Consider the following 26,584-nt stretch of genomic DNA (forward strand, 5'->3'; position numbering starts at 1 on the left):
CGCCTCTGCGCGAACACCTTCTTCGCCCGCCCCCCTATTCCGCCAACGCCGCCCGCACCGCCCGAGCCACCTGCCGGCTCGACTGCGCCAGCATCGCCGGCGCCGCATCCCCGCTCGCGTTCACCGTGATCGTCACCCGCACGTCCCGCGCGCCCGACCCGGAAGGCTCCACCCGCCCCGAAGACGTCGGCACGAACAGCTCCGCCCCCCGCTCCCCCACCAGATAGGCACGCCCCGGCGACACCGCCCCCCCGGTCGCCCGCCCAGGCTGTCCCCCCGCCAGCGTCGCCCCCACATCGCGCCCGCCGAGCACCGACTGCATCCCCGCATCGACCGCCCGCCGCGCGATCGCGTCCATTGCCGCCAGCGCCACCGCCTTCAGCTCCTCGAACCCGATCTTGCCGCTCCGCACCGCGCGCAGCAGCGCGGTCTCGATCCGCGCCGCCGCGCGCTCGGCACCCGCGCCCAGCACGCCCTCCAGCTCGCCGCGCATCGCCGCCACGTCGCGCGCGAACCCCGCGGTATCGGCGCGCACGCCGATCAGACTGTCCTCATCCATCCGGAAACGCCTCCTTCAACCGCGCGAGCACATCCGCATCGGGCGGCGCCACGGTCTCGCCGACCATCGCCCCCACCACCGCCGCCAGCTCGGCCGGCGTCGCCCGCCAGAAGATGTCGGGGCTCCACCCCAGCACCGCCCCCGCAAACCCCGCCAGCCGCACCGCTCCTTGCGCGAACGTCGTCATCGCCCCCGCCTCATCGACCCTGCAGGATCTGCCGCAGCAGCACGCGCAGCACCGGCGTCGCCGCCGCCAGCCCCGCCTCGATCACCGCGTCGCCCAGCTGCTCGCGCGTCAGCCCCTCGGGCGGATCGCGCAGGCAATGCCAGAACAGCGTGACGATCTCGCCGACCCCCAGCGTCCCGTCCGCCGCGCGCTCGACCAGCGCGAACAGCGGCCCCAGCGCCTCTTCCGCCGCGACCAGCGCCGCAAAGCTCGGCCGCAACACCAGCGTCTCGCCCGCGACGCGCACCCCCGCCTCGCCGCGCACGGGATTGGGAACCGCACTCATGCCGCCACCACCGCGCCCGAGCTTTCGAGGCTCAGCGTGTAGGAGCGCTCGCCGTTGAAATCCCCGGCATAATCGAGCCGCGACACCAGGAACTTGCCCGTCATCGTCTCGCCGCTCTCGAAGCTCAGCCGGTAATCGTCGATCACCCCGGTGAGCGCGTTCGCCCGGATCCGCGTCTCCGCCGCCGACCCGGTGAACACGCCCGCCCCCGCCACGCTGACATGCCGCACGCCCGCGCCCGACAGCAGCTCGCGCCACCCGCCCGACTCCTTGGTCGTCACCACCACCGTCTCGCCGTTGACGATCAGCTGCGTCGTCCGCAGCCCCGCGACGGTCGCATAGGCCACCGGCGCCGCCCCGTTCCCGACCTTGAGTAGGAACGCACTCCCCTTCTCCACCGCCATCTCAGCTCTCCCCTGTCCAGAACCCGTCACGCGAAAGATTCCGTCACCCCATCCCCAAATCCGTCACCCCAGCGAAGGCTGGGGTCTCCCGCGGCTCGCGCGCCACGTTCGCCTCACGAGATCCCAGCCTTCGCTGGGATGACGAGGGGGTGGCGCTCAGCTCTCCCGATACAGTCGCACCGCAAACTCGCTCACACCCCGCCAGCGATCGTCGCCGACGCGCGCGAGCCGGCTGCGCGCCAGCCGCACGCCGACCAGCCGCCACCCCTCGCCGACATCGCCCGCCATCGTCTCCAGCGCCGCGTCGACGCCCGCCACCAGGGCCCGCAGCCGCACCGGCCGCTCGCCCGCATCGTGCGCGACGACGCTCACCGTGCCGGTCCGCCCGGCGATCCCCACTGCGTCCGCCTGTTGCAGCACCGGCTCCTCGACCACCGCGTAGGGCACCCCCCCGCGCAGCGGCGGCGCGTCGAACACGCGCAGGCCCGCGACCGTCCCCAGCCGCGCCACGATCGCCGCCTGCAGCGCGCTGCGCGCGCTCACAGCCGCACCTGCCGATAGGGCCGCCACAACGCCGCCACCCCCTCAGGCGGCGCCGCATCGCCGCCGCGCGCCTCGAACAGATGCGCGACCAGCATCGCCACCCCCAAGGCAATCGGCGCGGGCACCGCATCCCACCCCGCACTCTCGTCGCGCGGCACGATGATGGTCCCCAGAAACGCCTCCGCGGTCAGGATCGCGGTCTCCGCCAGCCCCGCCAGCACCCCCTCGTCGCTCTCCAGCCGCAACCACAGCATCGCCGCCGCGACCGCATCCGCGATCACGCCCGGCGGAATCGCTCCGCTCATGTGACGTCTCCTAAAATCTCGATCCTCCCCCGCCAGGGGGAGGTGGCAGGCGCAGCCTGACGGAGGGGGCGGACACGCAACCTCGGTTCCGTATCCTCCCCCTCCGTCACCTTCGGCGACACCTCCCCCTTGCGGGGGAGGATCGATGTTACGACACCGCGAACTTCATCAGCTTGATCGCCTCCGAATTCGTCACGCACCCGCCGACGCGCTTGGTCGCGTAGAAACTGACGAACGGCTTGTTCGAATACGGATCGCGCAAGATCGCGGTCTCGGACCGCTCGGCGACGATATACCCCGCCCGGAAATTCCCGAACGCGATCGCCAGCGCATTCGCGCCGATGTCGGGCATGTCCTCCGCCTCGACCACCGGATAGCCGAGCAGCGTCGCCGGCTGCCCCGCGGCGAGGCTCGGCGCCCAGACGAACGCGCCGTCGCTCGTCTTGAACTTGCGGATCCGCGCCAGCGTGCTCGCGTTCATGACGAAGCTCGCGCCCTGCCGATACGGCCCGCGCAAGCTCTGGACGAGATCGATCAGCCGCTCCTGCGGGTTCGCGGCGAAATCCCCCGCCGCCCCGCTCGCCAGATATTGCAGCGTCCCGAACGGCCGCGCCGCATCGCCGGTCGCCGCGGTCGCCTGGGTCAGGAAGCCCCTGGGGCGCCCGACCCCCGACCCGCCGACGAACGCCGCGCCCTCCGCCTTGGCGAACTCCATCGCGATCTCGCTGGCCAGCCACTCCTCGACGTCGAACGCCGCATCGTCGAGCATCGCCTGGCTCGCGCTGGGGTTCGCATAGAGCTCGCCCATCGGCGGCGCGATCTCGGTGAACACCGGCGTCGCGGTCCCCGGCCGCGCATCGGTCTCCGCCGCCCAGCCCGACGGCGTGCCCCCCGTGGTCACCAGCTTCCGGTACCCCGCCGAGCCCACCTTCACGACATTGGCGATCCCGCGGATCGGCGAGATGCCCTTCAGCACCGCATCGATCGTCGCATCGATCTCCTTGGGCACCGCAAACCCGCCCGCATCCCCGGTCACCCCCGTGAACGCCTTCATCTCGATCGTCGCGCCGCTCCGCACGAACCCCTCGAACGCCGCATTCCCCAAGGGCGCCGCCCCCTCCAGTACCGGCCTGTCGATCACGTCCCTGTCGATCATTTCCATGTCGCTCTCCCACAAAAAAGGCGCCCCGCAGGACGCCGCCAAAACCCGTCGAACTCGACCACCACCCCGGCGAAGGCTGGGGCCCAATTGGGGGACGATCGCGAAGACCGTCGCACCCCGTTACCTCTGCTATCCCAATTGGGCCCCGGCCTCCGCCGGGGTGGTGAGCGGGGTAATTATGTCCACCCGCGCTAGCCGCTGCATCGGCACCGCCACCAGGCTCACCTCGACCAGGTCGACGCGCAGCAATTCCCGCCGCGCCCCCCGCCGTACCGTCACCGGCCGATACCCGACCGACAGTCCCGCCACCGCGCCGCGCCGCACCGCGTCCGCCAGCCCCGGATCCTCGATCACCCCCTCGACCCGCAACCCGCGCGCATCCTCGCCGACCGCCGACAACACCCCCACCGGCCCCCCGCGATGCTGCCACAGCAACGGCACCGGCGCGGCGTCCGCGAACGCCCCCGCGCGCGCGACGTCGCCCGCGCGGTCGACCACGTCGAACACCGCCGCATAGCCCGCAAACGCGAGCGTCATGACGCCACCACCCCCAGCATCGCCCGCTTCTCGTCCGCGCTGAGAAACTCCGCCGCGCCCACCATCGTCCACAACGCCGCGCGGTCCTCGACCAGCGCCGGCACCCGATCGAGATCGATCGACAGCGCCGCCCCCTCGAACCACCCGCGCAACCCTTGCGCGATCCCGTCGAGCACCGCGTGCGCCAGCGGCAGCACCGTCAGCCGCCACAGTGCCCGGTTCGCCTCGCGGTAATTGGCATAGGTGTTGTCACCCGGCAGCCCGAGCAGCATCGGCGGCACCCCGAACGCCAGCGCGATCTCGCGCGCCGCCGCCGCCTTGGTGCCCGCGAAATCCATCTCCGCCGGGCTCAGCGACAGCGCCTGCCAGGTCAGCCCGCCCTCCAGCAGCATCGGCCGCCCGGCGTTCCCCGACCCCGCGAACGACGCCTCCAGCTCGCCCTTCAACCGGTCGAACTGGTCCGTCGACAAGGTCGATCCGTCCCCCGGATCATAGACCAGCGCGCCCGATGGCCGCGCCGCATTGTCGAGCAGCGCCTTGTTCCACCGCGCCGCGGCATTGTGGATCGCCACCGCCCCCGCCGCCGCGCCCAGGCACCCCAAGCCATAATGGTCGTCGACCGGGTGGAAGCTCTTCAGGTGGATCACCTCGGGCCGCACCGCATCGGCGTGCAGCCGCGCGACGCGCTCGCCGACCTTGTAGCGATACGCGACAGGCCACCCGCCCGCATCCGCCTCGACGGTGATCCGCTCGGGCCGCAGCGCATAAAGTTCGGCGGCGCCCCCCTCGGCATCGCGCAGCACCTGCACATAGGCGTTGCCGTGGAGCAGCAACTGCGCCGCCACCGTCTCCACCAGCATCTGCCCGCCCGACCGCATCCGTGCCAGCGCGACCAGCCGCGGATCGGACGCCACCAAAGGCGCGCTCCCGATCCCCGCCACCACCAGCTTCACCGCGCGCTGTGCGATCGCATTGCCGAGATACGCCTCGCGCACCTGCGCCTCGTAGCTCCGCGGCCAGTCCCCCACCGCGGGCCCCGACCCGCCACGCGACAACGCCGGCCGCGCCCCCTCGCGCGGCTTCCATCCGAATAGCTTCATGGTCTGTCCCCCGTAAAAATCCTCCCCTGCAAGGGGAGGTGGCAGGCCGCAGGCCTGACGGAGGGGTGTCCCCGCCCGCAACCGCCCCCGCAGAACCCCCGGCGTCACCCCTCCGTCCGGCTACGCCGGCCACTTCCCCTTGCAGGGGAGGATCACAACGCCCCTCACCCCAGCATCCTGATCCGCGCATCCCCCGCCGGCGTCAGCATCAGCGCCGTCATCGCCCACACCAGCGCATCGGCACGATCGGGCGAGCGGCCCGGCCCCTCATAGCCACCCCCCACGACCAGCCCGCACAGCTCGTCCTCCAGCTCGGGAAACCCGCCGACATGCCACGCCCGCCCGCTCTCGTAGAGCGCCGCCACCGGCTCGGCGCGCGCCACCTTCCCGCGCGCGGCATGCACCAACGTCAGCGGCATCACCTTGTCGGCGGCGCGCAGCACGCTCTCGACCATCGCGCCGCCCTGGTTCTTCTCCGCGATCACCCGGTCCGCGCGGTGGCGTGCGACACAGTCCGCCACCGCGCGCGCCCAGCCCTCGGGCGACAATCCCGCCACGCTCGCATCCTCCAGCACATAGGCGAAATCGTCCGTCCCCCTGGCGACCGCGACGATCCCGCAGGCGTCGCCCCCATCGCCTTCCCCACCCGCGGGCGGATCGACCCCGACCACGACCCGCTTGCTCGCCACCGGCATCGCGCGCACCCGCCGCGCCTCCAGCCCGGCGCGACTCCACAGCGCGCCGACGAGCTCGTCGATCATCTCGCCCTCCAGCTCCTGCCGCCCCAGCCGCGTGCCGCCGTACAGATCCTCCATCTGCGCGACCCACCCCGCATCGAGGTGCGGATTGTCGTGCGTCCGCCCCCGCGTCTCGACGCAGTCGGGCAATGCCATCACCCGCCGCATCAGCCGGGTCGGCCGCGGCGTCGTCGTCACCAGCACCTGCGGCCGGTCGCCGATCCGCAGGCCGAGCATCAGATTGTCCCACGCCGCCTCGCCGCGCCGCCACTTGGCGATCTCGTCCGCCCAGGCGGCGTGATGCTCGGGCCCGCGGAGCGAATCGGGGACGTCCGCCGAATAGGCGAACGCCCGCGCGCCGCTCGCGAAGCGGAACTCGCCTTCGCCGCGCAACCAGACGAACGATTCATGGCCGCGCACCACCGCGATCAGCCCGCTATGCCCCTCGACCATCACCTGCCGGACATCGTCCATCGTCGCGCCGACCAGCGCGATCCGCGCATCGGGCCGCGCCCGCGCCACCGCGCTGACCCATTCCGCCCCGGCGCGAGTCTTGCCGAACCCGCGTCCCGCGCGGATCAGCCACACCCGCCAGTCGTCGCGTCCCGCCATCTGCCCGGCATGCGCCCAAAGCGGCCAATGCTCGGCCAGCGCGCGGCGCTGCGGCTCGGTCAGCGTGTTCAGCACGGCGTTGCGATCGGCGACCGACAGCAGCGCCAGCCGCTCGGACAAGGCGCCGATGCCCCCCGCCGGCGCGGTCACGCCGGAAGGCCCCCGCCCCCGTCCCCGTCCCTTTCCCCGTCCCCGCCCCCTTTCCGCCGCAACCGCGCGGCGAGCAGATCGAGCTGTTTCGCCAGCACCGCTTCGACCTCCTCGATCGGCACGAACTTGTAGCCGCGCGTCCGCGGCCCCGGCGCCGTCCCCTCCGCGCGGCGCAGCGCCAGCACGCGCAAGCCGAGCTCGACGTCGATCTGCACATCGACCCGGTCGCCATCGGGCTCGATCGCGTTGATCGCATCGGCCCGGCCATCGGACACGGCATCGCGCCCGTTGCCGAGTGCCAGGCTCAGCAGCTCGTCCTCGAGTCGCTGGTACCCGAGCTCGAGCGCCTGCAGCCACAACCCGGCGAACACCGGATCGCGACGGCGCAGGCGATAGGCGTTGGTCCGATTGATCCCCGCCGCCGCGGCGGCCATCTTCACATGCGCGGTCGCCGCCAGCGTATCGAGGAAGCGTTCGCGCTTCGCCGGGGTCCACCCCTTGGCCCGGACCGCCATGAGTCTCGCGCCACCGTGCCGCCTGCGCGCGACCACCATGTCGCGCGCCTCGTCCTTCGCGCCCGATCCATCCGTCATGCCATCCCCCCGGAACACCACGGCCGAACCCGGACACGAAAACGGGCGCTCCCGGCGCCCGTCTTTCCTGCCCGCAATTCTTCAGCGTTCCTGCCGTGTACCCGAAGAGAGTGACGCTGTCAAGCGTAATGTACCAAATAGGATGGTTGCAGGAACAATATCCGGGATGGTTCAAGTCTGAGCGACAAGAAAACTATTCCACATCTGCAACCTACATCAAATTTAAAGAGGATTAGATCCAGAATGGTTTGACGTACTGCCTGGAGAGGATCCCGATGAGGATCGATTTCGAACGACTCGCTGCACTCAAGACCGATGTTCGCGGCAACACCCTGATGCTCTTTGCCTTCTCTCTTCTTCCGCTGATGGGGATGATCGGCGGCGCGCTCGACATGAGTCGCGCCTATCTGGTCAAGTCGCGGCTGCAGAATGCGTGCGACGCGGCGGTGCTCGGCGGACGGCGCGCGATGAGCGCCTCGACCTTCGACACGCCGGCGCGCGACGCGGCGAACCGGTTCTTCAACCTCAACTTCGCGTCCGGCCAGTACGGCACCACCGCGCTGACCATGGCGTACGACGTCGGCAACGACATGATCGTCCACGGCAAGGCGGGCGTCGTCGTCACCACCACGATCATGAAGATCTTCGGCTTTGCGAGCATCCCGCTCGAGGCGACCTGCGACGCGCAGCTCCAGCTGCCCAACAGCGACATCATGTTCGTGCTCGATACGACGCTGTCGATGGCCGAGACCAACACCGGCGACTCGCAGAGCAAGATCGCCGCGCTGCGCCAGGCGGTGACCGACTTCTACACCACGCTCAACAACGCGCAGTCCCCCGCCTCTCAGGTCCGCTACGGCTTCGTCCCCTATTCCTCGACGGTGAACGTCGGCCTGCTGCTCAAGCGCGACTGGATGGTCGACAACGCCGAGTACCAGTCGCGCGAACAGGACGGCTATGTCGACACGCCTGGCAGCACGCAGGGCGCGACCAACACGACCAACAGCAACTATTCGAACTGGAGCGGCGGCAGGACCGAGACGCAGCAGATCGTACCCTCGGAGCAGTGCGTCGCGCCCGCCAACGAGAACTACAAGGACAACACGACCTGGTCGGCATGGACGCCCGCGAACTCCCTGCCCCGGTCGCGCACCGGCACGCAGGTCCTGAACGGCACGACCTACAGCAAATCGCTGAACAACGGCGTCTGCACGATCACCAAGGTCGTCTATGTCGACTATACGCGAACCTTCACGCAGACCGAGACCGCGAACCCCAATGCCGGGCAGCAGAACGCGGCCAGCCGGACCTATTACTGGAACTACAAGAAGATCTCCTATCCGGTCGGGCTCGTGAAGGGGTCGAACGCCTCGGGACTGATGGCCGGCGGCAGCGCGACGCTGATGCTCGGCAACGGCTTCACCGCCAAGAGCATCAACTGGGGCAACGCCAGCCAGGGCGCCTGCATCGAGGAACGCAAGACGCTGCGCCCGTCGGAGACCGGCACGGCCTATGATCTCGACGTCGACCTGGTCCCGTCGCCGAGCAACCCCGAGACCCAGTGGCGCCCGTTCCTCCCCGATCTGGTCTGGGCGCGATCGGTCACGAACTACAATACGACCGGCTCGGCGGGGATCACCGGGTGGCAGTTCGACCCGGTCACGCACAATTCCAACAACTTCGTCGCGCTGTCGTCGTTCAAGGACGATTTCGCCGCCTGCCCGTCCGCGGCGCGCAAGCTTGCTGCGATCCGCACCACGACCGAGATATCGGATCTCAAGACCTATCTGAAGAACCTCGCCCCGCGCGGTCGCACCTATCACGACATCGGCATGCTCTGGGGCCTGCGGCTGATGTCCGCCGAAGGGCTGTTCGCGTCCGAGAACGCCGCGTCCGCGAGCGGCGGCAACATCGCGCGCAACCTCATCTTCATGACCGACGGGGATACCGAGACCAATATCGCCGACTATGACGCCTACGGCCTCGCCGCGCTCGATCGCCGCCGCACCCCCCTCAACAGGCTGCCGACCAAGTCGGAGCAGGACGGCATCGTCGAGGACCGGCTGTCGCGGCTGTGCACGGTGGCGAAGGAAAAGAAGAACATCACCGTCTGGGTGATCGCGTTCGGCACCAGTCTGACGTCGCTGCTGTCCGACTGCGCCTCGCCCAACCGCGCCTATCAGGCGGACAACGCGGCCGAACTCAACACGACCTTCGCGGACATCGCCGCGCGGATCTCGCAGCTGCGGGTGACGCACTGATGCGCCCGTTCCTGCGCGACACGCGCGGCGCCGCGCTGATGGAGTTCGCGATCGTCGCGCCGGTCCTGCTGACGATGATCGTCGGCGGGCTCGGCGCCGGCCACACGCTCTACGTCCAGTCCGTCCTCGACGGCGAGATGCAGAAGGCGGCGCGCGACATGAGCCTCGAGGATGCGAGCGCAGAGGCCCGCCAGGCGGCGATCGAAGACCGCGTGCGCGACCAGGTCCACAAACTGGTCAAGGGCGCCGATGTCGACTTCGAGCTGACCGCCTATCACGACTATCGCGACGCCGATGCCAAGGTCGAGGAATATGTCGACGGCAATCACGACGGGACCTGCAACAAGGGCGAATCCTACGTCGACGCCAACAACAACAACAGCTGGGATCGCGAGGGGGGCACGACCGGCATCGGCGGGTCGAAGGACGTTGTCCTGCTCAAGGCCATCGTTTCCTATGCGAGCTTCCTGCCGTTCGGGCAGACCAGGGGCCAGATGAACCTCACCTCGACGACGCTGCTCCGCAACCAGCCGTCCAGCGACCAGGCCGCCGCGCCGCTCAGGACATGCGCATGAGGCATCGCCCCCTGCGCGCGCTCGTCGCGGACCGGCACGGCCTCGCGCTGATCGAGTTCGCGCTCGTCCTCCCGGTGCTGCTGACCCTGGTCTTCTACGGCATCGAGATCGCCAATTTCACGCTCGCCCGCCAGCGCGTCAGCCAGCTCGCGCTGCAGGTCGCCGACAACGCCTCGCGGATCGGCGTGCAGGAGGTGCTGCGCAACCGCCCGATCACCGAACGCCAGATCAACGACCTGTTCACCGGCGGCGCACTGCAGGGCGGCTCGCTCGACGTCGCGTCGAAGGGCCGCATCATCCTTTCCGGCCTGACCGTCAACAGCTCGGGCGGGCAGTGGATCCAGTGGCAGCGCTGCTTCGGCAGCATGGCGTTCGCCTCCAACTACGGTACCGAGGGTACCGGCGCGAATGGCACCGCGTTCAAGGGCATGGGCCCCTCGACCGCGAAGGTCACCGCGTCCGCGACCGGTCCCGTCGTGTTCGCCGAACTCGCGGTCGCCTACACGCCGATCATCTCCACCGCCTGGGCACCCGCCACGACGATCAGCGAGATCGCGTCGTTCGCGGTCCGCGACGATCGCGACACCTCGGGCAGCGGAATCCGCAACGACGAGAACGCCCCGGTCTCGCGCTGCAACTAGCGGCGCGACGCGCGCCCTTCGACACGCGCGTCCGCCCGCGGTACATGCAGCGAATGACGAACACGCCCCCCCCGACTGCCCCCATCGCGGACCGCCGCGCGCACAGCTTCACCGCGCACGGCGTCACGATCGACGATCCCTATGCCTGGCTGAAGGACGCAGGCTATCCCGAGGTCACCGACCCCGACATCCTCGCCTATCTCGCCGAGGAGAACGCCTATTTCGAGACCGCGATGGCGCCGCACAAGCCGCTGGTCGACACGCTCTACGAAGAGATGAAGGCGCGCATCAAGGAGGACGAATCCTCGGTCCCGCAAAAGGACGGCGACTGGGTCTACTGGACCGCCTACGAGACCGGCGGCGAGTATCGCAAATGGTGGAGGAAGCCCGTCGCCGGCGGCCCCGACGAGCTGCTGCTCGACGAACCCGCACTTGCGCAGGGCCATGAATATTTCCGCCTCGGCGCCTTCTCGGTCAGCAACGACGGCCGCTATCTCGCCTATGCGATCGACGACAACGGCTCCGAACGCTTCGAGGTGCGCGTCAAGGACCTGCAGACCGGCGAGCATCTGCCCGAGGTGATCCCGGGGATGCTGTCCGAGATCGTCTGGACCGCGGACGACGCCGGCTTCCTCTACGGCCTCGCCAACGAGCAGTGGCGCACCGACAATGCGCGCTTCCACCGCCTCGGCACCCCGATCGAGCAGGACGTCGTCCTGTTCCACGAGGAGGACGAAGGATTCCGCGTCGGCGTCGGCGAAACGAGCTCGCGCAAGTGGATCACGATCGCCACGAGCGACCACGTCACCAGCGAGATCTACCTGCTCCCCGCGCACGAGCCATTGGCGGTCCCCATCCTCGTCTCCGCGCGCCAGGTCGGCCGCGAATACGATGTCGACGACCATGACAACACGCTGTTCATCCACACCAACGACACCGACCCCAATTTCCGCCTGTGCACCGCACAGCTTGAGGAACCCGGCGTCTGGACCGAACTGATCGCGCCTTCGCCCGATTTCTACCTGACCGGCGTCGAATGCTATCAGGACTTCTTCGTCGTCGACGGCCGCGAGGACGGGCTCGATCAGATCGCGATCCACCGCTACGAAACGCCGACCCAAGGCCGCCGCATCGCCTTCCCCGAGGCGAGCTACGTCGCCGGCCTCGGCGACAACCCCGAATACGACATGACGGTCCTCCGCCTCGGCTATGAGTCGATGGTCACCCCGGGCTCGGTCTACGACTATGACGTCGACACCGGCGAACGGACCCTGCTCAAGGTCCAGGAAATCCCGAGCGGCTACGACGCCGCCAAATACGGCACCGAGCGCCTGAAAATCGCCGCGCGCGACGGCACCGAGATCCCGGTCTCGATCGTCTACCCCGCCGGCTTCCCGCGCGACGGATCGGCGCCGCTCTTCCTCTACGCGTACGGCGCCTATGGCTATGCGATCCCGCCCGGCTTCTCGACCGGCCGGATGAGCCTGCTCGACCGCGGCTTCGCCTATGCGATCGCGCATATCCGCGGCGGCGACGATCTCGGCCAGCAATGGTATCTCGACGGCAAGCTTGAGAAGCGCACCAACACCTTCAACGACTTCGTCGACGTCGCGAAGGGCCTCGTCGCGGGGGGCTGGACCGCCCCCGGCCGCATCGCGATCGCGGGCCGCTCGGCGGGCGGCGAGCTGATGGGCGCGGTCGTCAATTCGGACCCCGAACTCTGGGGCGCGGTGATCGCTGACGTGCCCTTCGTCGACGTGCTCAACACGATGCTCGACGACAGTCTCCCGCTGACGCCCGGCGAATGGCCCGAATGGGGCAACCCGATCGAGGACAAGGCCGCGTTCGACCTGATCCGCAGCTACAGCCCCTACGACAACGTCGCCCCCCACGCCTATCCGCCGATGTTCATCAGCGGCGGCCTCAACGACCCGCGCGTGACCTATTGGGAGCCCGCCAAATGGGCGGCGAAACTGCGCAGCGTGAAGACCGACGCCAACATCCTGCTGCTGAAAACCAACATGGGCGCAGGCCACGGCGGCAAGTCGGGCCGCTTCGAGTCCCTGCGCGAGGCGGCGGAGGAACACGCCTTCGTGCTCTGGCAGCTGGGTGTCGCCTGACCGTTCTCCCGCGAAAGCGGGAGCCCAGGAGTCACGAACGGCATCGCCTGCAACCCTGGACTCCCGCCTCCGCGGGAGAACGGGCTAGTCTCGGGTGACGGAAGGACCTGCATGACCCGATTCACCCTGACCATCACCGCCACGCCCGCCGACATCGACGAGCTCGGCCACGTCAACAATGCGGTCTGGGTCCGCTGGATCCAGGACATCGCGACCGCACACTGGGACGCGATCGCGCCGCCCGAGCACCGCGCCGCCTATGTCTGGGTCGTGACCCGCCACGAGATCGACTATCGCGGCAACGTCGTCGCGGGCGAGACGGTCACCGGCGAAACCTGGGTCCCCGAGCCCCCCAAGGGCGCCCGCTTCGACCGCCACGTGCGCTTCACCGGCAGCGACGGCAAGGTGAAGCTGGAGGCGGTGACCACCTGGGCGCTGCTCGATCGCGCGACAGGGCGGTTGCTGAGGGTCCGCCCTGACATTGCCGCGCCGTTTCTGGCTTAGCGTTGCGCGGCGCACCGTCCCCATCCCGTTCGTGCTGAGCGGAGTCGAAGCACTGCTAGCCCCGCAAACCGCCCGTGTTGGGAGAGGCCCCTTCGACTTCGCTCAGGGCGAACGGAAGATGGGGCAACTTCGCCCCCCGCCCTCACCCTTCCCACCCGGCAAGAGCCGGGCGGGCCCCTTCCCTCTCCCATTGGGAGAGGGAGAGACGCCGAAGGCGGCGATGGGTGAGGACAGGAATGGCGGAACGCTGAGAGACTAAACCGCCCGCCCCACCCGGTTTCTCCCACGCCGTTCGTGCCGAGCGAAGCACCGCCCACACTCAATCCTCCCCCGCCAGGGGGAGGTGGCGCCGAAGGCGACGGAGGGGGCGGAAACGGGACAGACGTGGTCGCCGCCCGCCCCCTCCGTCAGGCTGCGCCTGCCACCTCCCCCTGGCGGGGGAGGATTGTGCTTACCTTAAACCGCCGCCCGCACCGCGTCACAAATCCGGTCCACCACGCGCTCGACCTGCCCCGGGTCATCGCCTTCGGCCATCACCCGGATCACCGGCTCGGTCCCCGACGGCCGGATCACCAGCCGCCCGCGCCCCTCGAGCTCAATCTCCGCCGCCGCGATCACCGCCTTGACGCTCTCGACCTCGAGCGGCTTGCCCCCCGCGAACCGCACATTCTTCAACAACTGCGGCAACGGCTCGAACCGGTGCAGCACCTCGCTCGCCGGCGCCCCCGCACGCTTGACCTCGGCCAGCACCTGCAACGCCGCGACCAGCCCATCGCCCGTCGTCGCATAATCGCTCAGGATGATATGCCCCGACTGCTCGCCGCCGACATTATACCCCCGCGCGCGCATCGCCTCGAGCACGTGCCGGTCGCCGACCGCGGTACGCACCAGCCCCAGCCCCTGCGCCGCCAGATGCCGCTCGAGCCCCAGGTTCGACATCACCGTCGCGACCAGCCCGCCGCCCGCCAGCCGCCCGGCACGCGCCCAGCTCGCCGCGATCGTCGCCATCAGCTGGTCGCCGTCGACCACCGCGCCCTTCTCGTCGACCACGATCAGCCGGTCGGCATCCCCGTCCAATGCGATACCGATATCCGCGCCGCTCGCGACCACCGTCTCGGCGAGCGTCTGCGGCGCAGTCGACCCGACGCCGTCGTTGATGTTGGTGCCGTTGGGGGTGACGCCGATCGCGACGATGTCCGCGCCCAGCTCCCACAAGGCCGAGGGCGCGACCTTGTACGCCGCCCCGTTCGCGCAATCGATCACGATGCGCAGGCCGTCGAGCCGCAGATTCTCGGGGAAGGTCGATTTCGCGAAATGGATATAGCGCCCCTGCGCGTCGTCGATCCGCCGCGCGCGCCCGATCTGCGCCGACGGCACCAGATCGACCTCGCTGTCGATCAGCGCCTCGATCGCCGACTCCGCGTCGTCGCTCAGCTTGTAGCCGTCGGGCCCGAACAATTTGATGCCGTTGTCCGCGAACGGGTTGTGGCTGGCGGAGATCATCACGCCGATATCCGCGCGCATCGACTGGGTCAGCATCGCGACCGCGGGCGTCGGCATCGGCCCGACCATCACCACGTCCATGCCGACGCTGGTGAACCCTGCGACCAGTGCCGATTCGAGCATGTACCCGCTGAGGCGCGTGTCCTTGCCGATCACCACGCGGTGCTTGTGCCCGCCGCGCAGGAAGTGGGCGCCGGCCGCCATCCCGACCTTCATCGCCATCTGCGCGGTCATCGGCGAGACGTTGGTGGCCCCGCGAATTCCGTCGGTACCGAAATATTTCCTTGCCATCCGCGCCGTCCTGTCCCGCTATCACGCTCGGGTCGTTCTTAGCGCGGCACAGCAACAAGGGCGAGCATGTCGCAGACAACACGAATTCTCTCCGCGCTGATCGGCGGCATCGCGCTCGGTATCCTCGTCGCCTCGCTCGCGCCGGCGCAGGCGATCGCCGCGACCGCGATCACGCAGCCGATCGGCGCCGCCTGGCTGCACGGGCTGCAAATGGTGATCGTGCCGCTCGTCGTCGGGCTGCTCGTCACCGGCATCGGCGCGACGTCGGAAGCGGCGCGCGCCGGGCAGATCACCGCGCGCGCGATGGTGATGATCGTCGTCATCCTGTGGAGCACCACGCTGATGTCCGCGTTCGTGATGCCGCTGATCCTCGATGCGTTCCCGCTGCCCGCGGGGCTCGGCGCCGCCCTGCGCGACGCGCTGACCGGCGCTGCTCCCGTCGGCCCGGTGCCCGGCATCGGCGCGTTCTTCGACACCATCGTCCCCACCAACATCGTCGCGGCGGCGGCGGGCGACGCGTTCCTGCCGCTCACCATCTTCTCGCTCGCCTTCGCCTTTGCGGTGACCAAGCTTCCCGACGACCGCCGCCGCATCCTGACCGGCTTCTTCCAGGCGGTGGTCGACGCGCTGCTGATCATCATCAACTGGGTGCTGAAGCTCGCGCCGATCGGTATCTTCGCGCTCGCCTACGGCGTTGGCGCACGCACCGGGACCGCGGCGTTCGGCGCACTGCTCCACTATATCGTCTGCGTCTCGGCGATCGGGTTCATCGTCCTGCTCACCGCCTATCCGGTGGCGATGATCGGCGGCCGCGTCGGGCTCGGCCGCTTCGCGCGCGCGGTCGCACCCGCTCAGGCAGTGGCGATCAGCACCCAGTCGTCGCTCGCCTCGCTGCCTGCGATGCTCAAGGCGTCGACCGATCTCGGCGCCTCCGCCTCGACCGCCGGCATCGTCCTCCCGCTCTCGGTCGCGGTATTCCGCGCGACCAGCCCGGCGATGAACCTCGCGGTCGCGCTCTATGTCGCGCACTGGCTGCAGATGCCGATCGGCCCTGCGCAGATGGCCGCCGGCGTCGCCACCGCCGCGATCACCACGATGGGATCGATCTCGCTCCCCGGCACGATCAGCTTTATCGCGAGCGTCGCGCCCGTCGCGCTCGCGATGGGAATCCCGCTCGAGGTGCTGGGGCTGCTCATCGCTGTCGAGACCGTGCCCGACCTGTTCCGCACGGTGGGGAACGTGACGATGGACACCGCCGTCACCATCTCCGTCGCAGCCCGTACCGGCACGCAGGAGACCCTCGATGACGTATCGCACGCTCGGCCCTGATCTCCAGGTCTCCGCGTTCGGCCTCGGGCTGATGCCGATCTGACCGCGCCTGCCCCCCGCGCGCTGGTGATTATCGCCAAACATCCGAATCGAACGTGACTCCTGCCGAATCGGTTCGATCGGCTTGCTAGGGTCCGTGCGGGGGGACAGGGCATGGGCGAGTCGATCTGGTTCATTGATGCCGTCGCGCGCGAAACCATGTTGTTCGCCGCGATCGGGCTGCTCATCGGCGGCCTCGACGACATGCTGGTCGACCTCGTTTTTCTCGTCGGCCGGGTGCGTCGAGGCGGCCATGCCCGGCTGACGATCGCCACGCTCCCGCCACCCCGTCAGCCCGGTCGCATCGCGGTCTTCGTCGCCGCCTGGGACGAAGTGGCGGTGATCGGCAACATGCTCGTGACCGCGGTGGAGCGGTTCGACCATCCCGATTACCGAATCTATGTCGGCCTCTACCCCAATGACCGCGCCACGATCGACGCCGCCGCCGCGGTCGCCGCGCGCGACCCGCGCATCCGCCTGGTCATCGGCGCGCGCGACGGCCCCACCACCAAGGCGGACTGCCTCAACACGCTGTGGCGCGCGCAGCAACGCGACGACGCGCGCACCCGCGTCGCGACAAAGGCGATCGTGCTCCACGATGCCGAGGACGTCGTCCACGCCGACGAACTGCGCATCTTCGACGCACTGATCGAACGCCACGACTACGTGCAGCTGCCCGTCCTCCCGCTGGTCAAGCGCGGCGCGCAGCTCGTCTCCGGCCACTATGCCGACGAGTTCGCCGAAGCGCACGCCAAGCAGCTCGTCGTCCGCACCGCGCTCGGCGCCGGCATGCCGCTCGCCGGCACCGGCTGCGCGATCGCGCCAGACATCCTCGCGCTGATCGCGGCCGAGCGCGGCGGCGATCCGTTCGATGCGTCCAGCCTGACCGAGGATTACGAGCTCGGGCTGCGCATGGCCGACCTCGGCGCGCGCGGCCTGTTCGTACGGATCGACGACGCGCGCGGCGGGATCGTCGCGGTGCGCGCCTTCTTCCCCGACACGATCGACACCGCGGTCCGTCAGAAGACGCGGTGGATGACGGGAATCGCGCTGTCGGGGTGGGACCGTACCGGCTGGGCGCGGCCGCTGGCGTTCGCCGATCACTGGATGCGGATGCGCGACCGGCGTGCGCCGCTGGCGGTCGTCGTGCTGGCCACCGCCTATTGCGCGCTGCCCGCCTGGGCTCTGGCCGCCGGGCTGCACTGGTATCGCGGCTCGAGCGCGACGGCTGTCGGTTCGCCCGGCCTGTGGCTGCTCGTCGTCAACACCGCGCTGCTGGCCTGGCGCCTCGCGACCCGGATGCTCTTCACCGGGCGCAGCTACGGCCTGCGCGAAGCTCTGTGGTCGCTGCCGCGCTTCGTCGTCGGCAATTTCGTCGCCCTCAACGCCGCCCCCCGTGCGCTGGTCCGCTATATCGGCATGCTGCGCGGCGCCGCACCGGTATGGGACAAGACGCGGCACGAATTTCCCGACGCACCGGCCATGGCAAACGCCGACGTGCGGTGAAGGGCGGCCGCCCGCTCCGCTTTTTGATGCTGACCTTGGGCGGCTGGATCGCGATCCGGACGCTGACGCTGCTCCCGACGCCGCAGCCACTGCCCGCGCTGGGCGCAACCATCGTCCCACACGCGATCGCCGAGCGGCTGACACCGCCCCCAACATCGCTGGCGCCGCGCCACCGTCCCCTCGCCCCTAGCGCTTCATCCGTCGCGACCGCGGTACGGCCTGGGTCACCGGTGCCAGGTCCTCGACCGATGATCGTCGCAGCGATCGCAACCCCGGTCCCGCCGACACCCGGTACCGCTCCACCCGACCCTGCGCGCCAAGCCACGTCCCAGTCCGCGCTGCCGCCCCCGCTCGTCCCGACCCCGATCGCGCGCGGCCGCACCCGCCTCGCCGGCAGCGCGTGGCTGCTTGCGCGCAGCGGCCCGGCGAGCCTGCTCGACACCGGCCAGCTCGGCGCATCGCAAGCCGGCCTGCGCCTCACCTACGCGCTCGGCACCGCGCGCCGCCTGGCGCTCGCCGCGCGCCTGTCCGCACCGATGAAGGGCCGCGGCCGCGAAGCCGCACTCGGGCTCGACTGGCAGCCGACCCACCTGCCGCTGCGCCTGATCGCCGAACAGCGCGTCTCGCTCGACGGCGCCCGCGGCGGTCCCACGGTCGGGATCATCGGCGGCTATGGCCCCGCCGACATCGCCCCCGGCCTGAGGCTGGAAGCCTACGCGCAGGCCGGCGCGATCGCCCGCGATGGAATCGAGACCTTCATCGACATCGCCGCCCGCCTCACCCATCCGGTCGCGCATGTCGCCGGCCGGCGGATCGATCTCGGCCTCGGCAGCTGGGCCAGCGCCCAACGCGGCGCCCGCCGGGTCGACCTCGGCCCGACACTCGGCGTGGCGATCCCTGTTGCCGACAAGACGATCCGCCTCACCCTCGACTGGCGCCAACGCGTCGCCGGCGAAGCGCGACCCGGATCAGGCCCCGCACTCTCGATCGGCAGCGATTTTTAGCCGCGCCGTGATCTACCCCCCCGTTCGTGCCGAGTAGAGACCGAGTAGCCGAAGGCGTAAAGGCTCGTATCGAAGCACAGGTTCCGCGCGCCTCTCCTTCGATACGCCGCTTCGGCTTCGCTCAGCAGCTACTCAGGACGAACGAAAAGGGGGAGTTGGGGCCCGCGCCGGCTCGGGCCCTCCGCTGTCGATCGGCAGCGACGTCTAGCGCCATGGCGGTAGCCCCCACGCCCCAAGCGGCTATAACGCCCCCGTGGACCTGTACCTTCCCATCGCCAACCTCTCGGTCAACGCGCTTGTCATCATCCTGCTCGGCGGCGGGGTCGGCTTGTTGTCGGGGATGTTCGGGATCGGCGGCGGGTTCCTGACGACGCCGCTGCTGATCGTCTACGGCATCCCGCCGACGGTCGCCGCCGCGTCCGCGGCCAGCCAGGTGACCGGCGCCAGCGTGTCGGGCGTGTTCGCGCATTTCCGGCGCAGTGGGGTGGATACAAAGATGGGCGGCGTGCTCGTCGCCGGCGGCATCATCGGCACGGTGTTCGGCGCCTGGCTGTTCCGCCTGCTCCAGGAAAACGGCCAGATCGATACCGTCATCGCGATCGTCTACGTCGTCATGCTGGGGTCGATCGGCAGCATGATGGCGCGCGAATCGTTCGGTGCGATCCGCCGGCAACGCAGCGGCCGACCGCCGCGCGCGCGCAAACGCCGGCACCACCCGCTGGTCGCAGCCCTACCGTTGCGCACGCGCTTCTACGCCTCGGGGCTCTACATCTCGCCGCTGGCACCTCTGCTGCTGGGCTTCGCGACCGGCATCCTGACGATCCTGCTCGGCATCGGCGGCGGCTTCATCCTGGTGCCGGCGATGATCTACCTGCTCGGCATGGCGACCAGCGTCGTCGTCGGCACCTCGCTGTTCCAGACTTTGTTCGTCACCGCAGTCGCGACGATGGTGCATGCCACCACGACCAAGGCGGTGGACATCGTGCTCGCAGCCCTGCTGTTGCTCGGCTCGGTGGTCGGCGCGCAGGTCGGTGCGCGACTCGCGACTAAGGTGAAGCCCGAATATCTCCGTCTCGCGCTCGCGGTGATGGTGCTGCTGATCGGTGCACGAGTCCTGCTCGGGCTGGTCTGGCGGCCCGAAGAGATCTTCTCGGTCGCGGTCTCGTGAGGCGCCGAGCCGCGACCGTCGCCCCCCTGCTGATGGGGCTCATCGCGCCGTTGCTGATGGGTCAGGCCAAGCCCGTGCTCGTCCCCGACGTCAGCCAGCGCAACATCGAGATCGCCTACAGCTTCACCGGCGCCGAGCTGCTGCTGTTCGGCGCGATCCTCTATCCCGGTGGCCGCCTGCCCGGCGCCGCGCAGCCGACCGACATCGTCGTCGTCGTGAAGGGGCCGACGCAATCGGTGCTGATCCGCGAGAAGGAAAAGGTCGCCGGGATCTGGGTCAACGCCGCGCGGCTGCGCTATCGCTCGGCGCCCAGCTTCTACGCGATCGCCTCGTCGCGCCCGATCGGCCGGATCGTCGACGAACGCACCCGCGCAATCTACGAACTCGGGCTCGACAGCCTCCAGCTGTCCCCCGCATCCAGCGCCCCCGCTGAGACGCAGGACCGCTTCCAGCGCGGGCTGGTCGACCTGAAGCGCCGCGCCGGGCTCTATTACGCCGCCCCGCACGCGGTCGAGATCACCGACGGCGTGCTCTACCGCGCGCGCGTCTCGATCCCCGCCCGCGTGCCGGTTGGGCGATTCACCGCGGAGACCTTCCTGATTCGCGACGGTCGCGTGCTGGCGGCCGCCGTGCGCGACATCGACATTCGCAAGTCGGGCTTCGAACGATTCGTCGCACGCGCCGCGGATCGCTCGTCGATCCTCTACGGCCTCGCCGCGGTCGCGCTGTCGATGCTGCTCGGCTGGGGCGCCGGCTGGATCGCGCGCCGGGTCTAGCCCGCCGGGCCTGGCCCGGCAGGTTCAGTCCCAGCTGCCCGGTAACAGGCGAGGATAACGCGATCTTTACCCCTCCGCCCGCATAGCATCGGCCTGTATGAGCAGGGGCGTACCCACAATGACCGAAATGTTCGGAGCCGACGCGTTCCAGCGGGCGATCCCTGCAAGCCTTGCCGGCCAGGCCACCGTGCCGATCGGCTATGTCTTTGCGATCGCGGGCGCGAGCAGCCGCGTGCTGATCGATCGCGCGTCGATCGAGACGCTGATCGACGATCCCGATCCGGTGGTCGCGACGGCCGGCTCGGTCGGCAGCCAGATCAAGATGCGCATCGGCTCGACCTGGCTGGTCGCCAACATCCGCTCGCTCAAGCTCGACGATGCCGCGGGGACCCGGGTCGTCGCCGAGATCGATTTCCTTGGCGAAGGTGACGAGGAGCGGCTGACCGGCAAGCTCTACCGCTTCCGTCGTGGCGTCACGCGCTACCCCATGCCCGGCTGCGAGGTGTTTCCGATCACCACCGCCGACCTCAAGCAGATCTACGCCGCCGAGGACCGCGCGAACATCGAGATCGGCACGGTCTACCCGACCCGCGACATCCGCGCCGCGCTCTATGTCGACGCGATGCTCGGCAAGCATTTCGCGCTGGTCGGCTCGACCGGTACCGGCAAGTCGACCAGCGCCGCGCTGATCCTCCACCGCATCTGCGAGCTCGCGCCGCAGGGCCATATCGTGATGATCGACCCGCACGGCGAATATGGCGCGGCGTTCCGCGGCAACGGTGCGATCTACGACGTCACCAACCTGCAAATGCCTTATTGGCTGATGAACTTCGAGGAGCATTGCGAGGTCTTCCTGACCAGCAGCGGCTCGGATCGCCAGTTCGACGCCGACATTCTCGCCAAATGCCTGTTGATGGCCAAGGCGAAGAGCCGGCTGGGGCAGGAGATCGCCAAGCTCACCGTCGACGCGCCGATTCCCTATCTCCTGAGCGACCTGACCAACATCATCGGTCTGGAAATGGGCAAGATGGACCGCGCCGGCGACACCGCGCCCTATCTGCGGCTCAAGACCAAGATCGACGAGATCAAGTCCGATCCGCGCTACGGCTTCATGTTTTCGGGCATGCTCGTCGCCGACACGATGGCGAACTTCCTCCAGCGCATCTTCCGCATGCCGGGCGAGGGCAAGCCGATCTCGATCATCGACGTGTCGGGCGTGCCGTCGGACATCACCTCGGTGGTGGTCGCGGTGCTCGCGCGGATGACGTTCGACTTCGCGATCTGGTCGCGCAACGAAGAGCCGCGGCCGATCCTGCTCGTCTGCGAGGAAGCGCACCGCTACATTCCCGCAGGCCAGGAAGCCACCAATTCGGTCGGCCGCATCCTCGGCCGCATCGCCAAGGAAGGCCGCAAATACGGCGTGTCGCTGGGGCTGATCACGCAGCGTCCGTCGGATCTGGCGGAGGGCGTGCTGTCGCAGTGCGGTACGATCCTCGCGATGCGCCTCAACAACGACCGCGACCAGGCCTTCGTCCGCGCCGCCATGCCCGAAGGCGCCCGCGGCTTCCTCGATTCGATCCCCGCGCTCCGCAACCGCGAATGCATCATCTGCGGGGAGGGCGTCACCATCCCGGTCCGCGTCTCGTTCGACGGCCTGGACGAGGCCAAGCGCCCCGCCTCGGGCGACCCGCTCTTCTCGCAGCTCTGGCGCGACGTCGGCGGCGAAGATCAGATCATCACCCGCACCATCCAGCGCTGGCGCGCTCAGGGCAAGTAAACCCCACTCCGTCACCCCGGACTTGGTCCGGGGTCCATCGCGCCGCACACTCGATGGTCCGGGGTGTGCGGCGCCATGGACGCCGGACCAAGCCTGTCCTGAGCCTCGCCGAAGGGTCCGGCATGACGGTTGGCCTTACCTCAAACCCGATCCAACCGCCGCCCCAACCGCACGAAGAACGTGATCAGCGCGGGCACCAGCACGATCGACAGCACGACCTTGGTCAGCATCTGTCCCTCCATCAACGCCAGGATCGGCCGCTCTCCCAGGAACGAGATGGTGATGAACAGCAGCGTGTCGATGATCTGCGAAATGATGCTGGCGATCATCCCGCGCAGCCAGACCAGCTTGCCTTCGCCCCCACCGACCGGGCGCGACAGCTTCGCGAAGATCAGCACGTTCAGCGTCTGCGAGATGCCGTAGCTGATCAGTCCCGCGATCATCATCCGCGCGCCCTGTCCGACGACGACCGGGAACGCGTCGATCGCCGGCGGGTACATCCCCGGATCGTGCGGCAGCGCGAGCACGAGCTGGATCAGCACCGCCGACACGATCAGCGGAACGAACCCCAGCCGCACCAGCGTGGTCGCGGTCTTCTGCCCGTGCAGCTCGGCGATCGCGCTGCTCATCGCCACCAGCAGGAGGAACGCGAAGATCCCCGCCTCGACCGCGAGCGGCCCCAGTGCGACCTGTTTCACCCCCAGCACGCCTGCGATGCAGACCATCCCGCCATAGAGAACCGAGAAGACGAAAAGCGAACGCGACATCGTGACGGTCGCGGCAGGGGCTGTATGATCCATCGCCGCGACGCTACCGCGTTTCCCCACCACGTCAAATCGTCCTGGGCTTCGCCACCGCAAATCACTGGCGGCACCCGCGCCCGCGTGTCATGTCGGGCTCGCGCGCCCGGGGGGCCGCGTCACGATCTTCAGGAAGCGTCAGTCCACGCATGAACAGACTTCTCATCGGCCTCTGCGGTATCGCCGTGATCCTGGGTATCGCACTGCTGCTCTCGACCGACCGCCGCGCGATCCGGTTGCGCATCGTCGGCGCTGCGTTCGCGCTGCAGGCCGGGATCGCGGTACTCGTGCTCTACTCCAGCATCGGCAAGGTCGTGCTGGGCTCGATGTCGGGCGGGGTCGCCAACCTGCTCGGCTATTCGCAAAAGGGCACCGAATTCCTGTTCGGCAAGATGGCGACGCCCGAGATCGGCGGTCAGAGCTTCGCGATCGCCGCGCTGCCGGTCATCATCTTCTTCGCCAGCCTCGTCTCGATCCTCTATCATCTCGGCATCATGCAGTTGATCGTGCGCTGGGTCGGCGGCGCGATCGAGAAGGTCATCGGCGTCTCGAAGGTCGAATCGCTGTGCGCGGCCGCGAACATCTTCGTCGGCCAGAGCGAATCGCCGCTGGTCATCCGCCCCTATCTCGCCGGGCTGACGCCAGCGCAGCTGTTCACCGTGATGACCAGCGGGATGGCGGGCGTCGCCGGCACCATCCTGGCGGCCTATGCCTCGATGGGCATCCGCATCGACTATCTGCTCGCTGCCAGCTTCATGGCGGCGCCCGGCGGTATCCTGATGGCGAAGATCATCATGCCCGACCGCGTCACGCCGCCCGAAGGCGAGCTCGCGCTGGGCGACATGCCAGGCGAATCGGTCGCCGGCGAACCGCTGCCCGAAGCGACGCACGACGAAGAGAAGCCCGCCAACCTGATCATGGCTGCGGCGCAGGGGGCGCAGACCGGGGTCCGCCTTGCTGTCGCGGTCGGCGCGATGGTGCTGGCGTTCGTCGCGCTGGTCGCGCTCGCGAACGGCCTGCTCGGCGGGCTCGGCAACATCATCGGGCTGCCGGGGCTCAGTTTCCAGGGGCTGCTCGGCTACGTCTTCGCGCCGATCATGTTCCTGCTCAACGTGCCATGGAACGAGGCGGGGATCGCCGGCGGCCTGTTCGGGCAGAAGATCGTGCTCAACGAATTCGTCGCCTATATCTCGCTGGGCACGCAACAGGGCCTCAGCGCGCGGACGATCGCCGTCATCACCTTCTCGCTGTGCGGCTTCGCGAATTTCTCGTCGATCGCGATCCAGATGGCCGTCACGGGCAGCCTCGCCCCCAACCAGCGCCCGATGATCGCGAAGCTCGGCCTGCGCGCGCTGGCGGCGGGCAGCCTGGCGAACCTCATGTCCGCCGCGCTGGCCGGCCTGCTGATCTCCTGATTCCTCGTTATCCCGGGCTCGGCCCGGGATCCAGGGTTCCAAGCGCAGCGCCTGTGACTCCGGATCCCGGGACAATCCCGCGACGACGACGGGAGATTACGGCATCATCACGGTGTCGATGACGTGGATCACGCCATTCGACTGATAGACGTTGGCGATCGTGATTTTGCCTTTGTCGCCCTTGCCGTCCATGATCATCCAGCCGCTGCCGGCTTTCATGAAGCTCAGCGTGCCGCCCTGCACAGTCGTATAGGTCGCGGTGCCGCCATTGGCCTTCGCCTTGGTGGCGATGTCCGCCGCGCTGATCGTGCCGGGCACGACGTGATAGGTCAGGATGCCCGTCAGTTGCGCCTTGTTCTCGGGCTTGACCAGGGTGTCGACGGTGCCGGCGGGCAGCTTGGTGAAGGCCGCGTTGGTCGGCGCGAACACCGTGAACGGACCCGGTCCCGACAGCGTCTCGACCAATCCGGCCGCCTTCACCGCGGCGACCAGCGTGGTGTGGTCCTTCGAATTCACTGCGTTCTCGACGATGTTCTTGGTCGGATACATTGCGGCGCCGCCGACGCGCGGGTTCTTCTGCGCGGTCGCCGAAACACTCGAAACAAGCGCAGTCGCAACGATCGCGGTACGAATGATGGAATGCATGTCTCTCTCCTTGCGTATCCCGGTTCGGATACGAAGCCAGATACGACTACAACGCCTCGTTTGACGCAACGCTCAGGCGGCGCTGTCCACAACCGCGGACCAGGCGGCGATCTCGTCGGGATGCCGCGCCGCGATCGTCAGCGCGGTCGCGACGCCGGTATCCGGGTCGACGTCGATGCTCCCGGTCCATTCCACCGTCGCATTGCCCGACAGAGTCACCATGCCGTCGGCGCTCGCCTCCGCGCGGATCCGCCCGCCCTTGTTGAACACGGTGGTCGGTACGTCGAACGGTATCCGCCCGGTCAGGCACGCGGCCAGCGTCGACGCACCCATCGCGCTGCCGCAACTGTCGGTCAGCCCGACGCCGCGCTCGAACGTCCGCACGAACAGGTCGCACCCGCGCAGCTCGACAAAGCTGACGTTCGCGCGGTTAGGCAACCAGTCGGGCGCCGATTCGCAGACCGTCCCGATGCGCACCAGCTCCGCGTCATCGACCTTGTCGACGAACGCGACCAGATGCGGATTGGGCATGGCGAGCGCGGTAAACGCGCGGTCTGTCGGCAACCTGGCGATCGGCAAGTCGATATTCTCCGCCCGGCCGATCGCCATCGGCCAGGCCGCGACGTCGCGCGACGCGGGCCCCGCGGTCTCACGCACCGTGAACACCCCCGGCGCCAGATCCGGATCGCGCACGACATAGGCGTCACTGATCTTCAGCCGGACGTTGCCGCGCTCGATGCCGAGCGCCTCGAACCCCGCGCGCGCGGTGCAGCGCAACCCGTTGAGGCACGTCTCCGACTCGCTGCCGTCCGAATTGAACATCCGCATCCCGAACGCATGCGAATCGTCGCCCGCGGTCAGCAGCAACAGCCCGTCCCCGCCCACCGGCCCCGCCCGATCGGCCAGCGCCCGCGCGACACCGGCCCAGGCCGCATCGCCCAACGACAGCGCGCGTGCGTCGATCAGCGGGAAGTCGTTGCCCGAGCCATGGCATTTGATGATGTCGAAGCGCATCG

Annotated in this window: 27 protein-coding genes; 12 read left to right on the forward strand and 15 right to left on the reverse strand. The window is 69.0% G+C overall.

Annotated features, from left to right (window positions below; all coding sequences use genetic code 11):
* Positions 1-34: 34 nt before the first annotated feature.
* From FSB78_RS15310 to FSB78_RS15360, 11 genes are all read right to left on the reverse strand, one after another.
* Positions 35-559: a tail tape measure protein gene (locus tag FSB78_RS15310; protein ID WP_147083432.1), complete on the reverse strand. Its 525-nt coding sequence runs from the start codon at positions 557-559 to the stop codon at positions 35-37.
* Positions 552-746, reverse strand: coding sequence for a phage tail assembly chaperone (locus FSB78_RS15315; protein WP_147083433.1), 195 nt, complete (start codon positions 744-746; stop codon positions 552-554). The genes FSB78_RS15310 and FSB78_RS15315 overlap by 8 nt, the downstream gene beginning before the upstream one ends.
* Before the next feature lie 10 nt (positions 747-756).
* Positions 757-1,071 (reverse strand): gene transfer agent family protein, encoded by a 315-nt coding sequence (locus FSB78_RS15320; RefSeq protein ID WP_147083434.1) that lies wholly within the window; start codon positions 1,069-1,071, stop codon positions 757-759.
* Positions 1,068-1,475, reverse strand: coding sequence for a phage tail tube protein (locus FSB78_RS15325; protein ID WP_147083435.1), 408 nt, complete (start codon positions 1,473-1,475; stop codon positions 1,068-1,070). The genes FSB78_RS15320 and FSB78_RS15325 overlap by 4 nt, the downstream gene beginning before the upstream one ends.
* A 156-nt stretch (positions 1,476-1,631) precedes the next feature.
* Positions 1,632-2,018, reverse strand: coding sequence for a tail completion protein gp17 (gp17, locus tag FSB78_RS15330; RefSeq protein ID WP_147083436.1), 387 nt, complete (start codon positions 2,016-2,018; stop codon positions 1,632-1,634).
* Positions 2,015-2,323, reverse strand: a complete 309-nt coding sequence (locus FSB78_RS15335) for a head-tail connector protein (RefSeq protein WP_147083437.1) — start codon at positions 2,321-2,323, stop codon at positions 2,015-2,017. The genes gp17 and FSB78_RS15335 overlap by 4 nt, the downstream gene beginning before the upstream one ends.
* 148 nt (positions 2,324-2,471) lie before the next feature.
* Positions 2,472-3,479, reverse strand: a complete 1,008-nt coding sequence (locus tag FSB78_RS15340) for a phage major capsid protein (RefSeq protein WP_242008435.1) — start codon at positions 3,477-3,479, stop codon at positions 2,472-2,474.
* A gap of 135 nt (positions 3,480-3,614) precedes the next feature.
* Positions 3,615-4,022, reverse strand: coding sequence for an HK97 family phage prohead protease (locus tag FSB78_RS15345; protein WP_147083439.1), 408 nt, complete (start codon positions 4,020-4,022; stop codon positions 3,615-3,617).
* Positions 4,019-5,122 (reverse strand): phage portal protein, encoded by a 1,104-nt coding sequence (locus FSB78_RS15350; RefSeq protein ID WP_147083440.1) that lies wholly within the window; start codon positions 5,120-5,122, stop codon positions 4,019-4,021. Before FSB78_RS15350 ends, FSB78_RS15345 begins: the two co-directional genes overlap by 4 nt.
* Positions 5,123-5,286: 164 nt before the next feature.
* On the reverse strand, positions 5,287-6,621 hold the full coding sequence (locus FSB78_RS15355) for a DNA-packaging protein (RefSeq protein ID WP_199743196.1): 1,335 nt from the start codon (positions 6,619-6,621) through the stop codon (positions 5,287-5,289).
* Positions 6,618-7,214: a hypothetical protein gene (locus FSB78_RS15360; protein ID WP_147083441.1), complete on the reverse strand. Its 597-nt coding sequence runs from the start codon at positions 7,212-7,214 to the stop codon at positions 6,618-6,620. Before FSB78_RS15360 ends, FSB78_RS15355 begins: the two co-directional genes overlap by 4 nt.
* 275 nt (positions 7,215-7,489) lie before the next feature.
* Here FSB78_RS15360 and FSB78_RS15365 point away from each other — a divergent pair, with 275 nt between their 5' ends.
* The 5 genes from FSB78_RS15365 to FSB78_RS15385 all read left to right on the forward strand — a co-directional run bounded on the left by FSB78_RS15365 (position 7,490) and on the right by FSB78_RS15385 (position 13,315).
* Positions 7,490-9,475 carry a pilus assembly protein gene (locus FSB78_RS15365; protein ID WP_147083442.1) on the forward strand — a complete coding sequence of 662 codons (1,986 nt, stop codon included), beginning with the start codon at positions 7,490-7,492 and terminating at the stop codon, positions 9,473-9,475.
* Positions 9,475-10,050 (forward strand): TadE/TadG family type IV pilus assembly protein, encoded by a 576-nt coding sequence (locus FSB78_RS15370; RefSeq protein ID WP_147082300.1) that lies wholly within the window; start codon positions 9,475-9,477, stop codon positions 10,048-10,050. Before FSB78_RS15365 ends, FSB78_RS15370 begins: the two co-directional genes overlap by 1 nt.
* Positions 10,047-10,691: a TadE/TadG family type IV pilus assembly protein gene (locus tag FSB78_RS15375; protein WP_158638023.1), complete on the forward strand. Its 645-nt coding sequence runs from the start codon at positions 10,047-10,049 to the stop codon at positions 10,689-10,691. The genes FSB78_RS15370 and FSB78_RS15375 overlap by 4 nt, the downstream gene beginning before the upstream one ends.
* Before the next feature lie 53 nt (positions 10,692-10,744).
* Positions 10,745-12,811: a S9 family peptidase gene (locus FSB78_RS15380; protein ID WP_147083444.1), complete on the forward strand. Its 2,067-nt coding sequence runs from the start codon at positions 10,745-10,747 to the stop codon at positions 12,809-12,811.
* A gap of 111 nt (positions 12,812-12,922) precedes the next feature.
* Positions 12,923-13,315 (forward strand): acyl-CoA thioesterase, encoded by a 393-nt coding sequence (locus FSB78_RS15385; RefSeq protein WP_147083445.1) that lies wholly within the window; start codon positions 12,923-12,925, stop codon positions 13,313-13,315.
* Between the two features lie 456 nt (positions 13,316-13,771).
* On the opposite strand, the gene glmM is transcribed toward FSB78_RS15385, so the two are convergent.
* On the reverse strand, positions 13,772-15,109 hold the full coding sequence (gene glmM, locus FSB78_RS15390) for a phosphoglucosamine mutase (RefSeq protein WP_147083446.1): 1,338 nt from the start codon (positions 15,107-15,109) through the stop codon (positions 13,772-13,774).
* Positions 15,110-15,175: 66 nt separating this feature from the next.
* Here glmM and FSB78_RS15395 point away from each other — a divergent pair, with 66 nt between their 5' ends.
* The 6 genes from FSB78_RS15395 to FSB78_RS15420 all read left to right on the forward strand — a co-directional run bounded on the left by FSB78_RS15395 (position 15,176) and on the right by FSB78_RS15420 (position 22,708).
* Positions 15,176-16,438: a dicarboxylate/amino acid:cation symporter gene (locus FSB78_RS15395; protein ID WP_147083447.1), complete on the forward strand. Its 1,263-nt coding sequence runs from the start codon at positions 15,176-15,178 to the stop codon at positions 16,436-16,438.
* A 153-nt stretch (positions 16,439-16,591) separates the two neighbouring features.
* The gene (locus tag FSB78_RS15400) at positions 16,592-17,983 is read left to right on the forward strand and encodes a glycosyl transferase family protein (protein ID WP_147083448.1); all 1,392 of its coding nucleotides are present in this window, start codon (positions 16,592-16,594) and stop codon (positions 17,981-17,983) included.
* A 248-nt stretch (positions 17,984-18,231) separates the two neighbouring features.
* Complete coding sequence (locus FSB78_RS15405) at positions 18,232-18,987, forward strand: hypothetical protein (protein ID WP_147083449.1); 756 nt, start codon at positions 18,232-18,234, stop codon at positions 18,985-18,987.
* A 253-nt stretch (positions 18,988-19,240) separates the two neighbouring features.
* Positions 19,241-20,155: a sulfite exporter TauE/SafE family protein gene (locus tag FSB78_RS15410; protein WP_147083450.1), complete on the forward strand. Its 915-nt coding sequence runs from the start codon at positions 19,241-19,243 to the stop codon at positions 20,153-20,155.
* Between the two features lie 56 nt (positions 20,156-20,211).
* Entirely contained in the window at positions 20,212-20,931 is a 720-nt protein-coding gene (locus FSB78_RS15415) for a TIGR02186 family protein (protein WP_199743293.1), read from the forward strand.
* A 118-nt stretch (positions 20,932-21,049) separates the two neighbouring features.
* Positions 21,050-22,708 carry an ATP-binding protein gene (locus FSB78_RS15420; RefSeq protein WP_147083451.1) on the forward strand — a complete coding sequence of 553 codons (1,659 nt, stop codon included), beginning with the start codon at positions 21,050-21,052 and terminating at the stop codon, positions 22,706-22,708.
* Positions 22,709-22,848: 140 nt separating this feature from the next.
* On the opposite strand, the gene FSB78_RS15425 is transcribed toward FSB78_RS15420, so the two are convergent.
* Positions 22,849-23,508 (reverse strand): queuosine precursor transporter, encoded by a 660-nt coding sequence (locus tag FSB78_RS15425; RefSeq protein ID WP_199743198.1) that lies wholly within the window; start codon positions 23,506-23,508, stop codon positions 22,849-22,851.
* 149 nt (positions 23,509-23,657) lie between these two features.
* Between FSB78_RS15425 and FSB78_RS15430 the strand changes: the two genes are divergently transcribed.
* Positions 23,658-24,923 carry a NupC/NupG family nucleoside CNT transporter gene (locus tag FSB78_RS15430; RefSeq protein ID WP_147083452.1) on the forward strand — a complete coding sequence of 422 codons (1,266 nt, stop codon included), beginning with the start codon at positions 23,658-23,660 and terminating at the stop codon, positions 24,921-24,923.
* A gap of 96 nt (positions 24,924-25,019) precedes the next feature.
* On the opposite strand, the gene FSB78_RS15435 is transcribed toward FSB78_RS15430, so the two are convergent.
* Together FSB78_RS15435 and dapF are read right to left on the reverse strand one after the other, a co-directional pair.
* Positions 25,020-25,568 carry a fasciclin domain-containing protein gene (locus FSB78_RS15435; RefSeq protein WP_147083453.1) on the reverse strand — a complete coding sequence of 183 codons (549 nt, stop codon included), beginning with the start codon at positions 25,566-25,568 and terminating at the stop codon, positions 25,020-25,022.
* A 72-nt stretch (positions 25,569-25,640) separates the two neighbouring features.
* Positions 25,641-26,582: a diaminopimelate epimerase gene (gene dapF, locus FSB78_RS15440; RefSeq protein WP_147083454.1), complete on the reverse strand. Its 942-nt coding sequence runs from the start codon at positions 26,580-26,582 to the stop codon at positions 25,641-25,643.
* Positions 26,583-26,584: the final 2 nt, after the last annotated feature.

Source organism: Sphingomonas ginsenosidivorax (assembly GCF_007995065.1).
Lineage (GTDB): Bacteria > Pseudomonadota > Alphaproteobacteria > Sphingomonadales > Sphingomonadaceae > Sphingomonas > Sphingomonas ginsenosidivorax.

Coding starts and splice junctions, on each gene's coding strand:
- FSB78_RS15360 (WP_147083441.1), bottom strand. CDS start 7,214: ATGACGGATGGATCGGGCGCGAAGGACGAGGCGCGCGACATGGTGGTC.
- FSB78_RS15375 (WP_158638023.1), top strand. CDS start 10,047: ATGAGGCATCGCCCCCTGCGCGCGCTCGTCGCGGACCGGCACGGCCTC.
- FSB78_RS15335 (WP_147083437.1), bottom strand. CDS start 2,323: ATGAGCGGAGCGATTCCGCCGGGCGTGATCGCGGATGCGGTCGCGGCG.
- FSB78_RS15380 (WP_147083444.1), top strand. CDS start 10,745: ATGACGAACACGCCCCCCCCGACTGCCCCCATCGCGGACCGCCGCGCG.
- FSB78_RS15415 (WP_199743293.1), top strand. CDS start 20,212: ATGGGTCAGGCCAAGCCCGTGCTCGTCCCCGACGTCAGCCAGCGCAAC.
- FSB78_RS15325 (WP_147083435.1), bottom strand. CDS start 1,475: ATGGCGGTGGAGAAGGGGAGTGCGTTCCTACTCAAGGTCGGGAACGGG.
- FSB78_RS15310 (WP_147083432.1), bottom strand. CDS start 559: ATGGATGAGGACAGTCTGATCGGCGTGCGCGCCGATACCGCGGGGTTC.
- FSB78_RS15340 (WP_242008435.1), bottom strand. CDS start 3,479: ATGATCGACAGGGACGTGATCGACAGGCCGGTACTGGAGGGGGCGGCG.
- glmM (WP_147083446.1), bottom strand. CDS start 15,109: ATGGCAAGGAAATATTTCGGTACCGACGGAATTCGCGGGGCCACCAAC.
- FSB78_RS15425 (WP_199743198.1), bottom strand. CDS start 23,508: ATGGATCATACAGCCCCTGCCGCGACCGTCACGATGTCGCGTTCGCTT.
- FSB78_RS15385 (WP_147083445.1), top strand. CDS start 12,923: ATGACCCGATTCACCCTGACCATCACCGCCACGCCCGCCGACATCGAC.
- FSB78_RS15400 (WP_147083448.1), top strand. CDS start 16,592: ATGGGCGAGTCGATCTGGTTCATTGATGCCGTCGCGCGCGAAACCATG.
- FSB78_RS15365 (WP_147083442.1), top strand. CDS start 7,490: ATGAGGATCGATTTCGAACGACTCGCTGCACTCAAGACCGATGTTCGC.
- FSB78_RS15345 (WP_147083439.1), bottom strand. CDS start 4,022: ATGACGCTCGCGTTTGCGGGCTATGCGGCGGTGTTCGACGTGGTCGAC.
- FSB78_RS15435 (WP_147083453.1), bottom strand. CDS start 25,568: ATGCATTCCATCATTCGTACCGCGATCGTTGCGACTGCGCTTGTTTCG.
- FSB78_RS15395 (WP_147083447.1), top strand. CDS start 15,176: ATGTCGCAGACAACACGAATTCTCTCCGCGCTGATCGGCGGCATCGCG.
- dapF (WP_147083454.1), bottom strand. CDS start 26,582: ATGCGCTTCGACATCATCAAATGCCATGGCTCGGGCAACGACTTCCCG.
- FSB78_RS15320 (WP_147083434.1), bottom strand. CDS start 1,071: ATGAGTGCGGTTCCCAATCCCGTGCGCGGCGAGGCGGGGGTGCGCGTC.
- FSB78_RS15405 (WP_147083449.1), top strand. CDS start 18,232: ATGATCGTCGCAGCGATCGCAACCCCGGTCCCGCCGACACCCGGTACC.
- FSB78_RS15420 (WP_147083451.1), top strand. CDS start 21,050: ATGACCGAAATGTTCGGAGCCGACGCGTTCCAGCGGGCGATCCCTGCA.
- FSB78_RS15370 (WP_147082300.1), top strand. CDS start 9,475: ATGCGCCCGTTCCTGCGCGACACGCGCGGCGCCGCGCTGATGGAGTTC.
- FSB78_RS15350 (WP_147083440.1), bottom strand. CDS start 5,122: ATGAAGCTATTCGGATGGAAGCCGCGCGAGGGGGCGCGGCCGGCGTTG.
- FSB78_RS15430 (WP_147083452.1), top strand. CDS start 23,658: ATGAACAGACTTCTCATCGGCCTCTGCGGTATCGCCGTGATCCTGGGT.
- FSB78_RS15315 (WP_147083433.1), bottom strand. CDS start 746: ATGACGACGTTCGCGCAAGGAGCGGTGCGGCTGGCGGGGTTTGCGGGG.